We start from the raw sequence: 15,662 nt of genomic DNA, 5'->3' as shown, positions 1-15,662 counted from the left end.
ATTCATCTGTACAACGCCGAAATGAAAAAGATTTATCTTTTTGCCCTTATTATATTTATCCTCCCCGTTTCATGTCAAAAAAAACAAGTAAATCTTTACGAAATGGAACTTAATCCGCTTCGTATCGATTTGGCTGATATTTCATTAAAAGGAAATTTCAATAGCATCGACATAACTAAAATAAAAAGACTGACCCAATCAGAGTATGATCAGCTTCAGTTGGCTAAAGTTGAAAGTCTTGAAGGTTACGGCTGTAACGACCTCAGTACCGGGCAAACCTTGCTGAAAAATGAGAACGGTAAAATAATCACAATACAAATTATTTCAGACGGGGAAGTTTCCGAATATTTGCTCAGTTATGACAGGAATGGAAATCTTGTAGACAATCTTATCGTAGCATACGAAGATATGGTAGAGTATTACAGTGAAGTTTCATCGCGAATAAACGCCAATGAAATAACTGTGCAAACCATCAATTACACTTATGATGAAATGGACGAAGATACCGACGGACGGGCAGATACAGCAGTAGTAAGATATAAAATAACACCGGAATTCAAATTCATAAACGATTAATAAAACCGGCTTACTTATCAGTAAAAATGATAAACATAAATAATAAAAACAAATATATCAGCTAAGCGAAGATTATTACAAATTGTCTTCGCTTTTTTTATTACTTTTGCATCTCATAAGAAAGTAATTAATGAGCGAACTGGAAAAAGAAATTCATAAGAGACGCACCTTTGCCATTATCAGTCACCCCGATGCGGGAAAGACTACCCTCACCGAAAAACTCTTGCTCTTTGGGGGAGCAATACACGTAGCAGGTGCCGTAAAATCAAATAAGATAAAGAAAACCGCCACATCGGACTGGATGGAAATAGAAAAGCAACGTGGAATCTCCGTTGCTACATCCGTTATGGGATTCGAATATGACGGCTACAAGATAAACATACTTGACACGCCCGGTCACCAGGACTTTGCTGAAGATACATATCGTACATTGACCGCAGTAGACAGTGTCATTATAGTCGTCGACTCTGCAAAAGGTGTAGAAGCCCAGACCCGCAAACTAATGGAAGTTTGCCGTATGCGCCACACTCCTGTTATGATATTTGTCAACAAAATGGATAGAGACGGCCGGGATCCTTTCGACCTTCTGGATGAACTGGAAGAAGAATTGAAGATAGGCGTACGGCCATTGAGTTGGCCTATCGACAGCGGACAACGTTTTAAAGGAGTATATAATATATTTCAGGAAAAACTCGACCTGTATACTCCAAGTAAACAAACCGTTACCGAATCTATTGGATTTAAAGATATAAACAATCCCGAACTGGAAAATCATATTGGTGAAGAGCTTGCTGCAAAATTAAGAGAAGATATTGAACTGATAGACGGCGTATATTCCGAGCTAGATTTAAATACTTATCTGAAAGGTCAGGTAGCTCCGGTATTTTTCGGCTCTGCTTTGAATAATTTCGGAGTAAAGGAGTTATTGGACTGTTTTGTTCAGATTGCACCCTCGCCACGTCCGGTAGAAGCTATCGAACGTGAAGTAAATCCAGAAGAAAGTAATTTTACCGGTTTTATTTTCAAAATACATGCGAATATGGATCCAAACCATCGCTCATGTATAGCATTCGTAAAAATATGTTCGGGCAAATTTGAACGGAATGTAAACTATAAACACGTACGCCTGAACCGGCAACTTAAATTCTCTTCTCCTACTGCTTTCATGGCACAGAAAAAAGAAACCGTGGATGAAGCATATGCAGGAGATATAGTAGGGTTACCTGATACAGGGAACTTTAAAATAGGGGATACACTGACTTCAGGAGAAGAACTCCACTTTAAAGGTCTGCCTAGCTTCTCGCCTGAGATGTTTAAATATATCGAGAATGCCGATCCTATGAAATCAAAACAATTGCAAAAAGGCATCGATCAACTTATGGATGAAGGGGTTGCGCAGTTGTTTACCAATCAGTTCAACGGCCGTAAAATTATCGGCACTGTAGGGCAACTTCAATTTGAAGTTATCCAATACCGCCTGTTACATGAATATGGCGCGCAATGTCGTTGGGAACCAGTCAATTTGTTTAAGGCATGTTGGATAGAAAGCGAAAATAAACAGCAACTGGAGGACTTTAGAAAGCGAAAAGCTCAATATATGGCACTAGATAAAGACGGTCGGGATGTTTTCCTTGCCGACTCAAATTATGTATTGATGATGGCGCAACAGGATTTTAAAGATATTAAATTCCATTTCACATCGGAATTTTAAGATTATGACTAAAATAAAAATGGTTATAAATGCAGATTACAGCCAATTGGAAGACTTTATAGAAGGGCTCCCGTTAGCTTTTCTGCAATCGGGCGAAGTAATTTACTCCGGACGTAATATAATCAAAACTTTTGATGTGGAGGGAGTTAAATTGAATGTAAAATCATTCAAAAAGCCGCTGTTTATAAACCAGATAGCATATTCGACAATCCGCCGGTCAAAAGCCAAACGCTCCTATTTATACGCCTTCATGCTGAAAAACAGAGGTTTTCATACTCCCGATCCGGTTTCTTATATGGAACTGAAACAATATAATCTGTTAAAATACAGTTTATATATATCAGTACATGAAGAATTTGACGGCATGATGCGTGAATTGCAGCATGGGGTAATTAACGGACGGGAAGAATTGCTGAAACAATTTGCTTTATATACAGCTCTGTTGCATGAAAAGCAAATATTACATCTCGATTATTCTTCAGGGAATATACTATATAAGAAAAAGGGGGGAAACTACACCTTCTATCTCGTAGACCTGAACAGAATGAAATTTGATAAGCCGATAAATCTCAATACCGCCTGCTTTAACTTCAGACGCTTATGGGGAAGTGACGAAATGATAAGCTTCATCGTAAAAGAATATGCAAAAGCCCGAAACTTTGATGAAGCAGCCTGCTTGAAGAAAACATTTGAATATCGGAAAAAATTCTGGGATACTTATACAAGACAGCATCCCGGAACAACGCCTTATATTGGTTAATATTAACGCCTGACTATGAGAATTGGATTTGATGCCAAACGAGCAGTATCTAACTTTACAGGATTAGGAAATTATAGCAGATTTGTAATTTCTAATCTGATGAAATATTATCCTGATAATATTTATAAGCTTTTTATACCCAAATTACCGGATGAAAGTAAGATAAACGATAAACATAAAGATGAGGCGGTTTATTCTTTGAAACATACCCATAAGCCATTTTGGAGGACGATGGGTATCGTAAAGGATATAAAAAGGGAGAGTATAGATATATATCACGGACTAAGTAACGAATTACCTTTCAAAGTAAATAAGACCGGGGTTAAAACTATAGTTACAATACACGATCTCATTTTCTTAAGATATCCTGAGTTTTACTCCTTATTCGATAGGACAATATATAATGTAAAAGCCAGATATGCATGCAAAGTTGCTGACAGGATTATTGCTGTCAGCGAATGTACCAAACGTGATATCGTAAAATTCTATGACATCGATCCTGCTAAAATAGATGTTGTTTATCAGGGTTGCTTCCCTGTTTTCAAGGAATGTTCCGAGGATCAGAAAAAGAAAGAGGTAAAAAAGAAATATATCCTTCCTGACAATTTCCTGCTCTCGATCGGCAGCATTGAGGAAAGGAAGAATATTTTGCTAATAGTAAAGGCTCTGAAACAAATACCGGACATACATTTTGTAGCTATAGGAAAACAAAGGGAGTATGCCCAACATGTTATAAATTATGCAGCGGAAAACGGGTTATCGGACCGTGTTCATATCATAAGTAATGTACCGTTAACCGATCTGCCTGCAATATTACAATCTTCTAAGATATTTATATATCCATCCCTGTATGAAGGATTCGGCATACCTATTATCGAAGCGCAAAGTTCCGGTGTACCGGTTATAGGTGCAACAGGGTCATGTCTGGAGGAATCCGGAGGCCCTCATACTATATATGTAGATCCACGTAATGAAAACGAACTGGCTCAACAGATAAAAAGATTATTAGCTGATGACCAATTAAGAAAAGAAATGGTCACTAAAGGATATAAATATGTTGAACGTTTTTCTGACGAAAACTGTACATCTTCGCTCATGAAAGTGTATGAAAAACTATATGCCGAGTTATAACTAATACTAGCAACAATTCGGATATGAAAAAGATAGCGGTAGTAATATCGAGGTATGGTAAGGAAATCAACGGAGGAGCGGAACTTCATGCACGCAATGTAGCCGAGCATCTGAATGAAAAATACGATGTTACAGTACTTACTTCATGTGAAAACGACGATAGCCAGACACAAGGTGTATATTATCTCAAAGGCAACGATAAAATTAACGATGTTAAGATTTTGCGGTTCGAATCACAGCAAAAAGATAAGACGAACGAAAATAAAACATTTCGATATCTGCATAAGAACAGCATCTTTAGAAGAGAAAGATTTTCTTTACCAAACTTCATAAAGCTTGCCGTAAAAAAAATAAAATATAGAAGTAAGAAAAACTTCGATCGAATATTTGAAGACTGGATTGAAACACAGGGAGCATATACCCCCGATTTGATAACGTATATAAAGAAAAACCAAAATAATTACGATACTTTCATTTTCTTTCTGTATTACCATTACACAACATATACCGGAATAAATGAGGTCGCAAACAAGAGTATCCTTGTACCTATTGCTCACGATGATCCCGCTCTATGCCTGATAAGTTTCGATAAAGTATTCGCTTCTGCACGTTTTATAATGTATAATTCCTTATCGGAAAAAGAATGGGTCGAGAAATTGCATCCTGTTGCAAAAAATGCAATATCAGATATTGTGGGAGTAGGATGTGAAAGACCGAGAATATCATTGGCTAGCGAAGAACAACCAAAAATTAATTTTCCTTATTTTGTGTATATAGGTCGAATACATGAGTCAAAAGGTTGCAGTACAATGTTTGAGTATTTCAAATATTATAAACAGCAATACAATAATGATATTAAGTTAGTACTCATTGGTAAGAACTTTATGGGACAGGTCGATAATTCCGAAGATATTATATATACAGGTTTTATAAGTGAACAGAAAAAATATCATTATTTACAAAATGCCATAGCTCTCATTATTCCTTCCCCATACGAAAGCCTTTCCATAGTAACATTAGAAGCTATGGCTATGGGTAAACCTGTACTGGCAAACGGCCATTGTGACATTCTGAAAAAGCATATCGAGCTTAGCCATGCCGGCTATTTTTATTACAATAAAAAGGAATTCTGTGAAGCCCTGTACAAGCTTGCTACATTGAACGAAAAAGAAAAAGAGGCAATGGCTCAAAATGGAATATCCTATGTCGAAGGCAATTATGACTGGAAAGTAGTGATTGGTAAATACATTAAAGTAATAGAAAATATAGGTAAGTCTTAGAGATACTTATTCAATCCGTTTTCACAATAAACCGTCTTATTTTCCACAGCTTTTTTGAAAATATCTGAATTTATCGTTTTGCGGTCGTGACTGCTCAAAGGATGGAATATGTGATAAACAATACCCCCAAATTTAAGATACTGTTTTCTTATCCCTAAATTTATCAGTCGTGCAGCTATCTCATTGTCTTCATATCCCCAACCTGTCATATCTTCGTTATATCCGTTGACTGCGATGAGGTCTTTTTTCCAAAACGCCATATTGCATCCTTTCATATAATAAGGACTATCTTTTTTGTATCTGAAGCGGAAATAATTTGAAAGTAACGAGAGGCGACAGGCATTCTGTCTATTTCTCAACCCTTTAGTAAAAGGGGTGATATTTGTTGTTTTTTCTTTAAGCAATTTATGACTCAACTCCTCTGTCATCATAATACGGCTTCCAGTAGCAAAGCAATTCTCAAGAGCCATTTTCAGATGATCTTGGATAAAATGATTTTCAAGAATAACATCACCGTCTATCTGCAGAATATAATCTCCCGAGGCCCTTGCTATTGCCCTATTTCGTATAACGGTAAGTCTAAAACCAATATCCTCATGCCAAACATGAACAACGGGGCATGGAAACGTCTTTCTCACTTTTGTAATGAAGTCAGTTGTCTCTTTATTTGAACCGTCATCGGCAATCACTACCTCATCAGGCAGGATAGTCTGACTAGAAATGCTCATCAGGCACAATTCTAATGCCTGTGGCCAGTTGTAAGTGGCAATTATAAGGGATACTGTAGGCTTATTCTTCATAAATATCTGTTCTTTCGTATATCTAATGAGGAAAAATTCAACAATTTATCCAGTCCGTACATAAGTACAGACAATCTGCTGATTTTGAGATAATTCATTGCATCTTTTAAAACATCTTTTTTCACTTCTTCCGATTTAAAATCTTTAGAAGCTATAATACGTTTCAAAAAGCGTCCTTTTATAATAGAAGCCTGTAATGGAGTAAGTTCCAGACTCTTTATCATGTCTTCTATCACAATCTTTCCCTCTGTAAATATCAGTCCTTCAGACTTTGCGCGGGGCGTAGCCTTATTGGAATGCTGCCTGAAATAGTTTAATTTGTCACAATACCGTATTACATTTCCCTGCATGCAAACATGGCTCCAAAAAAACCAGTCGCCACAATAGCGATAATCAGCAAACTTCTCTCCTACTTTATCCAATACCGAACGTCTGAACAAAACCATTCCGGCATTATAGATACTGTTATTAAACAACATCCGTGCCTTTACAAATGCCTTTCCATCGAAACGATTTACAGTATATGGTTTTTCTCTGTTCCTATCCCAGTCGTCAGATAAAATATTTCCTTTTTCGTCTACTGCATAGGAACAACAAAATGTAATATTACAATCAGGATCGGATTCAATAAGAGGAACCATTTTTTCAAGGAATGTAAGTTCCGAATAATCGTCACTCTCGGCAATCCATATATACTTCCCCCTTGCAAGAGATAACCCTTTTCTCCATTGTGCAAAAGTAGAGCCTGTATTTATGTCATTGAAAACTGTATATGTAACTTTTTCCGAAACGGCGTATTCCCTAATTATTTCGCGGCTATTGTCCGTCGAACAATCATCGAGCAGAATAAGTTCAAAATTCTGAAAGGTCTGGTTAAGTATACTTTCAATCCTTTGCCTCAAATACTTTTCGTGATTATAATTCGGCACGATGACACTAACTTTCGGAGTTTTATTTTCCATATAGCAGCCGGGTTATTTCTTCGGAAGACATAATATCTTCTTATAAATATTGAGCCTCACTTCAGCTAATTGTTCAGCATAAGGGCGCGCTTCGAATTTTTGCTTCGCATTCTTGCGAAACTTGTCACAGAGTTCTTTATCGCCAGACAGTTTCAATACAGCTTCAGCAAATGATATATTATTATTCGCAATAAGGCAATCCTGACCATTTTCCAGCCCGATGCCCTCACTGCCCACAGAAGTAGTCACAATCGGGCAACCATACTCCATAGCTTCCAGCAACTTCATTCTCACACCGCTGCCTATGCGGATAGGTGTTATCATTATGGCATCTTGCAATTCATCCTGCAAATTTTCCACAAACCCTCTGAATTGTATATTTGAAAAACGTTCTGTATATAGCTTTTTCAACCTCGATTTCCACTGGCCAACAATATGTAATTCTAAATCGGGATTCTTTCTTTGTATATTTTCCCAACAGCTCTTCAGGAACCAATCTACAGCATCCAGGTTCGGGAAATGGTCACTTCCGCCAAGGAAAATAAGGCGATTATTAAATTTGAAGTTATCCGTAAGCACCATATTCTTACTTTCAATTATGGCAGGTGACGATTCTATGAACATATCTTCTCTTAGCTCCTCTTTCAGCTTTTCCTTATCAACATCGGTTACTGTTACCACCGCATCATAATTGTTTAAACAACCTATCTCAAAACTTTTAGAATAATTGTGTAAAAAGTAATCCATTGGCTTAGATTTCTCAAATAGCCTCATCTCGCATTCTTCACGTACATACCTTAACTCGTGATGTATAAATACTTTCTTTATATTAGCAGGTAATGCATTGACCATATTTATATACTCGAAGAAATCTACTTGAATTAAATCATAATTCTCACTTTTTATCACATCATGAATGAAATTTACATAGCCTTCTTCTACAGGCATATAAAAATCAGATGTAGTTATTGTCGAATATTTACGCACTAAATCATTAGAATTAGCTTGTTGGCGCTTTAGTTTACGTTCAATAGAAGACCTCAAACCCTTCAGAAAATTATAATAAGAAGGCTTCTTCACATCCGGTTTAAATTCCCCTTTATGATAAACATGAAAACTTACATTATTCCATAAAGCCCGAAACTTTTCTATATTATCAAGATCAGATGGCTTTGCCGAAAGCACAATAGAAATATCGACTTTCTTTCTGAGTCTGTCTATAAGGCCGAAAAAGCCTTGATTGCCACCTGAGTTTACCGGATAAGGAATATATGGAGTAAGTATCAGTATCTTCATCATCATTTAATTTACAGGAAAATTCGCATTCACTCCGAAAATTTCATCAAGTTGCTTGTAACGCACAACAGGATTATAATATGTCTTGTAAATATCATATCCCTGTGTACTTTGCTCTTTATATAGAACCTTATTGTTTAATAAGCGTACAATATTATCTGCAAATATTTGTGCATCATCACTTACAAGACACCCATTATTTATTTTATTTGGCAGGCCGTCTATTCCTCTCAGCGTGCAAACAACAGGCAAACCAAAAGACATAGCTTCAATAACCTTTAGCTTTACACCTGTGCCACCCAGCATAGGACATATAGATATACGTGAACTTGCATAAGCATTGCCTAAACTTTCCACAAACCGGATTTTAGTTACATTCGGATATTCTTCTTGAATATGGTCGTTAATACGCCCAATAATACATATATTGAAAGATGCCGGCAACAAAGGATAGACCTCAGAAAAAAACCATTTTGCAGATTCCTTATTCCAGTTATTATCGCTTGCCACATAGATAATATCATATTTCTTTGGAGAATCAGACGATTCATTATACATATCCATTGTAGATAAAGGAATATTCGGTACTAACCGTATATAATTGTCTAAAAACTGTGAAAATACGTATTGCTCTTCTACCGATACCGCCCACACCTCATCATAAAGGCTAATACGCTTCATCTCTTCTTCGAAAATGCGCCCCATACGTTTCCTTTGCGTATGATATTCGTATGCTGACAATAAATCCTGTGTATCAATAATAGTACGTGCACCATTCTGAAATTTCTTATACCTGATAATATTGGCCCACCACGAATAATTTACTATTATGTAATCGTATTTATTTTCTTTAAGTACCTTATTAAACTGCTTACACAGATAGAAAGTAGACATATTCTTTATGGCGGCATTATCAATCCCATAATATTTCCGTTTAAAATATTCGGGTATCTTATATAATAGTCTGTGAAAAAACTGACTTTTAGGCGGCTTACCCAAACCCACAAAGACCCGGTCGACAAGTCCAGTCTGCAACATCCGCTCATCATCACCGTCCTGCCAGCGAATCCAACCTTTCACCCCGAAATAATCAACTTTGAAATTCCGTTGTTTAAAGTATTTAAGTAAGGATATTACCCGCGTTTTGTTACCTGCATTGTTTTCCAATGATAAATCGGGCATGAAGTACAGAATCCTCTTCATCAGATGTTATTTTTCTTGATATGCAAAGGTAATAAATAAAATGCAGCTGTTTTCATTCCAAAAACACATATGTCAATTATATACTTTCCTCGCGAAAAATCCTGTAGTGTATATCTAAATTGAGATGTATTGTAACACCGTCTTCCTTATGTAGAAAAGAGTCCTTAATCTTCTTCAGCAAATCGTTCTGAATACTTGTCATTTCTTTGGGCAGAAAAATCAGTAAGCCGGAATAAAATTCTGTTTTCTCTATTTCTTTTGTAAAAGGGAAAAATCCGGTAATTCTATCCTCATCATCTATTTCTACAATATGATTCTTGAGAGAGATATCAGGATATATAAATGTATAATGGGAGTAATAACGTTTCATCTGTCTATTCCTAGAAAACTGAAGATGTGGCAACATCCTGCTTTTCGTTATCAGCAGCATTTTGCTCCGATAATGATGCATCTTTAATTTGAATATCCGGTGGTAAAGTACTTGCCGTTATTGAATCATTATAACTGATGTTATACAAAATCACATCCGGAGATATTCCTTTGACTTTATTATCGAGATGTACATAACCTGATATATTCTTCAAAAGACTATCAGCGAGTTCAGGTTTAGCAATTGCATAATGCGTATTCTCCATTACAGGTACAATTATTTTTACTAATGTATCCGTATATGTAAAGAAAATTCCTGCCTCGACTGTCTGCAAAGAATTTATTCCCTGAACATCGAAACTTAAACTAAACTTAGGCAAGTCGACCGTTTTTAATCTTAACGAATCGATATTAAATAGCAATGTAGGCTTCCGGTCACTCAGATAGTAAAAAGGAGGAATAAGGTAATTAGAAAAGTTACCGGATGAAGCCATATTCCGAACAGCCATCAACGCGTTACTATTAGCCCTTAAACGCGAAGCAACCGAATCGTTAATCGTGTTATATATTTCGATATTGTCGGAATACCAAAGAAGCGATGAGTCGAGTTCTGCTTGTGTTATATTATATTTTTTCAGGATGCCGTTGAGCAGGGCATCTTTTTTTTCATCGGTACTAAAATCTGTATTGCTACGGTATATCGCCTGCGCCAGTTGTATATCGTAAAGCACATTCGCCATTTTATCTTCATCTATTACATAACGTGGCTTCCTTCCGCATGCACCGAAAAGAACCGTAATAATGATAATGAGATAAATGACTGGACGTCGCATAATCAGGCTTTAGCTTTATCCTTTTTTTCCAAAGATACAGATAATGTCTTGCGATAAAAAATCAGAAGAATAAAAATACCGACGGTAATAGCCGAATCGGCAATATTGAAGATCGGACTGAAAAAGATAAAATCTTCTCCACCCCACACAGGGAACCATGAAGGAAAAGTCCCGTTTATCAGTGGAAAATAAAGCATATCGACGACATTGCCATGCAACCAGCTCGAATATCCTTCACCCAGCGAAACAAACGAGGCCACATGCCCCTGATAGCTAGCCGAGAATATTTCGCCATAAAATACACTATCGATAATGTTACCGAATGCTCCGGCCAGAATCAAAGCAATACAGGCAATATAACCTTTTTTATATCCTTGCTGCACCAGCCTGTATAAATAATAACCGATAAAAAAGATAGCTACAATACGGAATAGCGAAAGAAAAAGTTTTCCTCCGAATTTCCAGCCAAAAGCCATCCCGGGATTTTCAACAAAATAAATTTTAAACCAATTGGTAATTTCTATACTTTCATAGAGCGACATATGAGTCTTCACCCAGATTTTAGATACCTGATCTATGATTATTACCAAGACTATAACAAAAATGGCAATCAGTCCGCGGTTTTTATTATCCATATTATATTTTACTTGTTCCCGTAAAGAAAGTGAAGAAAAAACAGAGCATATTTATATCTATTTTTTCTTCCCCCTCGTTTGTCTTCTCGCACTTATTATTTTACTCCGCTGTTTTTAGCTTCTATACTCAATGTAGCATGCGGAACAGCGCGCAAGCGTTCTTTCGGTATAAGTTTACCTGTTTCGCGACAAATACCATATGTTTTATTTTCGATGCGGATAAGCGCCGATTGTAAATTCTGGATAAACTTCATCTGACGTTGTGCCAGACGTCCGGCTTCTTCCTTCGACAGTGTAGATGCGCCCTCTTCCAACACCTTGAATGTAGGTGATGTATCGGTTACGTCGTTACCGTCGGCATTAGTGATAGCCGCCCTTAATTCGTCATATTCTTTTTTAGCCTTGTTCAGTTTTTCAAGAATAATATCGCGGAATTCGTTCAATTCCTCATCAGAGTATCTAGTCTTTTCTGCCATAACTTTACATTTTAAAAGTTAAACATCCTGTTTTATTTTTACTAAAGATAATTCTTTTATCCGACTTTCTCTACTGTGAGATGTAAAATATAGTCGTCCATGTCAATTTCCATGCCGTTTTCCACATTTGCAAACTCGATATTATCGGCAAGCACCTGTGAGGCAATATATTCCTTATATTCCAAAATAGCGCTTTTTATTTGCTCATTTTCAGAAATTCTTATATTTATCCTGTCTGTTATTTCAAAGCCGCTTGACTTCCGTATATTCTGTATACGGTTTACCAGTTCGCGGGCAATACCCTCTTTGCGCAAATCGTCGGTTATTGTCACATCAAGCGCTACGGTCAACTTTCCTGCAGCAGCAACCAGCCAGCCTGGTATATCAGATGTTGTGATTTCAACATCTGATAGATGGATTACAGCCTGTTCGTTTCCTACCGTTAAAGGATAAGTTCCACCCTGTTCTAAGCAACGAATCTCTTCTTGGCTCATATATTCAATAACAGCCGCCAGTGTTTTCATCATATATCCATATCGAGGACCTAACATTTTAAAGTTAGCCTTAATCTTCTTTATAAACACTCCGCTCGAATCGTCAACATATTTGAGTTCTTTTACATTTACCTCGTTCAGTATTAGATCGCTTACAGCTTCTATATCTTCGCGCTGCCTGTCGTTGAGTATCGGTATCATTATCTGCATAAGCGGCTGACGGACTTTCACACTTTCTTTGCGGCGAAGCGCAAGTACAGCAGAAGAAATATCCTGTGCAATTTGCATACGTTCCTCTAAACGCTTATCAACTACCGATGGTTCATAAGCAGGGAAATTAGCGAGATGCACGGATGACATGTTCTCCCTTCCAGTAACCGAAATGAGATCACAGAACAATTTATCCGCATAGAACGGAGATATCGGCGACATAAGTTTTGCAATTGTTTCCAGACAAGTATATAAAGTCTGATATGCAGAAAGCTTGTCCTTCGTCATTTCTCCACCCCAGAAACGTTTACGGTTGAGGCGTACATACCAATTACTAACGTTGTCATTCACAAAATCCGATATAGCACGTCCGGCCTTGGTAGGCTCATATGTTTCGTAATACTCGTCCACATCTTTTACAAGTGTGTTGAGCAATGATATTATCCAACGGTCTATTTCCGGCCGTTCAGCAACAGGTATTTCCTTTTCTGCAAAAGAAAACTTATCCACATTGGCATACAAGGCAAAAAACGAGTAAGTATTGTATAATGTTCCGAAGAATTTACGGCGCACTTCTTCAACTCCCTCTATATCGAATTTGAGGTTATCCCAAGGTGAAGCGTTGGTTATCATATACCAGCGCAATGGGTCGGAACCATATTGCTCTATTGTCGCAAACGGGTCTACTCCATTGCCACGGCTCTTCGACATCTTATTGCCGTTCTTATCCAGTACAAGCCCGTTGGAAACTACATTTTTGAAAGATATGCTATCTTTCACCATTGTAGATATGGCATGCAATGTAAAGAACCATCCGCGGGTCTGATCTACACCTTCGGCTATGAAATCGGCAGGATAAATCTTTGCAAATTCGTCTTCACTGATATTCGGATAAAATACCTGTGCAAACGGCATAGCTCCCGAATCGAACCAAACGTCGATAAGGTCGGTTTCGCGTTTCATCGGCTTGCCCGAATCGGAAACCAAAATGATATTATCTACATACGGACGATGCAAATCTATCTTTTCATAGTTTGCCTTATCCATATTTGCTATTTCAAATCCTTTCCAAGGTATTTCGTCCATTACTCCCGCATCAACAGCTTTCTGCATTTCTTCGTAAAGTTCCTTTATCGAACCTATGCATTTTTCTTCCTTGCCGTCTTCGGTGCGCCATATAGGCAGCGGAGTACCCCAGTAACGGCTGCGACTGAGATTCCAGTCTTGCAGGTTTTCGAGCCACTTGCCGAAACGTCCCGAACCTGTAGATTCAGGTTTCCAGTTGATAGTCTTATTCAATTCTATCAGACGTTCGCGGGCAGCAGTGGTACGTATAAACCAGCTATCTAGCGGATAATACAATACAGGCTTGTCAGTACGCCAACAGTGCGGATAATTATGCACCTGACGCTCTATTTTGAATGCCTTATTATCCAACTTGAGCATTACGCTGAGGTCTATATCCAGCGTATTGGCATCGACAGGCAATGTGTCATCATATTCATTCTTCACATAGCGGCCTGCGTATTCTTTATATAAATCTACGTTTACTTTTTCTTTTACAAAGGTAGAATCTAAGTCTTGCAGTTTGAAATACTTACCCGTAAGGTCTACCATCGGACGTCGATTGCCGTCCTTGTCGAGCAGCATCATAGCGGGTACATTATTTTCCTTTGCTATCTTAGCATCATCAGCGCCGAAAGTCGGTGACACGTGCACGATACCCGTACCATCCTCAGTTGTTACGAAATCTCCGACAAGCACTTTAAAGGCGTTCTCTCCCGGATTAATCCACGGGATAAGTTGCTCATATTCCATTCCGGCAAACTCCTTACCTTTCCACTCTTTTACGATATTGTAAGGTATAAGTTTATCACCCTGCTTATAATCGTCCAGTGCGATATCTTTTGCCTTCTCATTGAACATACTGAAAACAAGCGATTTTGCCAATACGGCAGTCATCGGCTTGCCAGTATACGGGTTGTAGCTTTGCACCGCTACATATGTTATATCCGGCCCTACAGCCAAAGCTGTATTCGACGGCAATGTCCAGGGGGTAGTCGTCCAAGCAAGGAAGTAAGGATCACCGAACTGAGCCATTTCGTCTTTAGGCGTTTTTATCTTAAACTGCGCAACACAAGTTGTATCCTTTACATCGCGGTATGCACCCGGCTGGTTCAACTCATGTGTACTGAGTCCGGTACCCGCAGCAGGCGAGTATGGTTGTATCGTATATCCTTTATAGAGATACCCCTTCTTATATAACTCTTTCAGCAGGAACCAAAGAGTTTCCATATATCGGCTGTCGTAAGTGATATACGGGTCGTTCATATCCACCCAGTATCCCATTATGCGGGTCAGGGTTTCCCACTCTTCAGTATATTTCATCACCTCCTTACGGCAGGCATTGTTATATTCTTCAACTGATATCTTTTTACCTATGTCTTCTTTGGTAATACCCAGTTTCTTTTCTACAGCAATTTCCACAGGTAAGCCATGGGTGTCCCATCCGGCCTTACGGTTTACAAGAAAACCTTTCATTGTTTTGTAACGGCAGAAAATATCTTTTACAGCACGCGCCATTACATGGTGAATACCGGGCATTCCGTTTGCAGACGGCGGTCCCTCGTAGAAAACAAACGACGGAGCTCCGGCACGTACATCCAGACTCTGCTGAAATATGTTCTCTTTATCCCATTTCTCTAATATCTCTTTATTGATATCGGAAAGGTTAAAACGATTGTATTCAGAAAACTGCTTACTCATAGTGTGATTAATACATGCTTTTAAAAAATTGAGGGCAAAGATAATGAAAAGTTATGAGTTACAAGTTACAACAGACAAGTTTATTAGTATACCTTAAGAACTGTTGAACAGTTTTAATCCGTCCTTAAGAGAATAATTGATCTGACCTTAAATTATCTTA

14 protein-coding genes are annotated in these 15,662 nt (G+C 37.9%); 5 read left to right on the top strand and 9 right to left on the bottom strand.

Annotation, left to right across the window (positions count from 1 at the left end; translation table 11 throughout):
- Window positions 1–21: 21 nt before the first annotated feature.
- The 5 genes from K348_RS0115250 (at window position 22) to K348_RS0115230 (ending at window position 5,458) form a co-directional block, all read left to right on the top strand.
- Complete coding sequence (locus K348_RS0115250; protein WP_029906236.1) at window positions 22–576, top strand: hypothetical protein; 555 nt, start codon at window positions 22–24, stop codon at window positions 574–576.
- A 130-nt stretch (window positions 577–706) separates the two neighbouring features.
- Window positions 707–2,287 (top strand): peptide chain release factor 3, encoded by a 1,581-nt coding sequence (locus K348_RS0115245; protein ID WP_029906234.1) that lies wholly within the window; start codon window positions 707–709, stop codon window positions 2,285–2,287.
- Window positions 2,288–2,291: 4 nt separating this feature from the next.
- Window positions 2,292–3,047: a lipopolysaccharide kinase InaA family protein gene (locus tag K348_RS0115240; RefSeq protein WP_036930599.1), complete on the top strand. Its 756-nt coding sequence runs from the start codon at window positions 2,292–2,294 to the stop codon at window positions 3,045–3,047.
- 15 nt (window positions 3,048–3,062) lie between these two features.
- Entirely contained in the window at window positions 3,063–4,178 is a 1,116-nt protein-coding gene (locus tag K348_RS0115235; protein WP_029906230.1) for a glycosyltransferase family 1 protein, read from the top strand.
- 23 nt (window positions 4,179–4,201) lie between these two features.
- A complete protein-coding gene (locus tag K348_RS0115230) occupies window positions 4,202–5,458 on the top strand; it encodes a glycosyltransferase family 4 protein (protein ID WP_029906228.1) in 1,257 nt (418 codons plus the stop codon).
- On the opposite strand, the gene K348_RS0115225 is transcribed toward K348_RS0115230, so the two are convergent.
- From K348_RS0115225 to ileS, 9 genes are all read right to left on the bottom strand, one after another.
- A complete protein-coding gene (locus K348_RS0115225; RefSeq protein WP_029906226.1) occupies window positions 5,455–6,258 on the bottom strand; it encodes a glycosyltransferase family 2 protein in 804 nt (267 codons plus the stop codon). The genes K348_RS0115230 and K348_RS0115225 overlap by 4 nt on opposite strands.
- Entirely contained in the window at window positions 6,255–7,220 is a 966-nt protein-coding gene (locus tag K348_RS0115220) for a glycosyltransferase (protein WP_029906224.1), read from the bottom strand. The genes K348_RS0115225 and K348_RS0115220 overlap by 4 nt, the downstream gene beginning before the upstream one ends.
- 12 nt (window positions 7,221–7,232) lie before the next feature.
- Window positions 7,233–8,522, bottom strand: a complete 1,290-nt coding sequence (locus K348_RS0115215) for a glycosyltransferase (RefSeq protein ID WP_029906222.1) — start codon at window positions 8,520–8,522, stop codon at window positions 7,233–7,235.
- Window positions 8,523–9,719: a glycosyltransferase gene (locus K348_RS0115210; RefSeq protein WP_051697912.1), complete on the bottom strand. Its 1,197-nt coding sequence runs from the start codon at window positions 9,717–9,719 to the stop codon at window positions 8,523–8,525.
- A 76-nt stretch (window positions 9,720–9,795) separates the two neighbouring features.
- Window positions 9,796–10,089: a hypothetical protein gene (locus K348_RS0115205; RefSeq protein ID WP_029906218.1), complete on the bottom strand. Its 294-nt coding sequence runs from the start codon at window positions 10,087–10,089 to the stop codon at window positions 9,796–9,798.
- Window positions 10,090–10,099: 10 nt separating this feature from the next.
- Entirely contained in the window at window positions 10,100–10,921 is an 822-nt protein-coding gene (locus K348_RS0115200; RefSeq protein ID WP_231496798.1) for a DUF4296 domain-containing protein, read from the bottom strand.
- Between the two features lie 2 nt (window positions 10,922–10,923).
- On the bottom strand, window positions 10,924–11,556 hold the full coding sequence (locus tag K348_RS0115195; protein ID WP_029906214.1) for a lipoprotein signal peptidase: 633 nt from the start codon (window positions 11,554–11,556) through the stop codon (window positions 10,924–10,926).
- Window positions 11,557–11,651: 95 nt separating this feature from the next.
- Complete coding sequence (locus K348_RS0115190) at window positions 11,652–12,032, bottom strand: TraR/DksA C4-type zinc finger protein (RefSeq protein ID WP_029906212.1); 381 nt, start codon at window positions 12,030–12,032, stop codon at window positions 11,652–11,654.
- A 56-nt stretch (window positions 12,033–12,088) separates the two neighbouring features.
- Window positions 12,089–15,502, bottom strand: a complete 3,414-nt coding sequence (ileS, locus tag K348_RS0115185; protein WP_029906209.1) for an isoleucine--tRNA ligase — start codon at window positions 15,500–15,502, stop codon at window positions 12,089–12,091.
- Window positions 15,503–15,662 lie beyond the last annotated feature (160 nt).

Source organism: Prevotella sp. 10(H) (genome assembly GCF_000711235.1).
In the GTDB taxonomy this organism is placed as follows: domain Bacteria; phylum Bacteroidota; class Bacteroidia; order Bacteroidales; family Dysgonomonadaceae; genus Dysgonomonas.
This window is presented reverse-complemented; position numbering and strand designations above follow the sequence as displayed.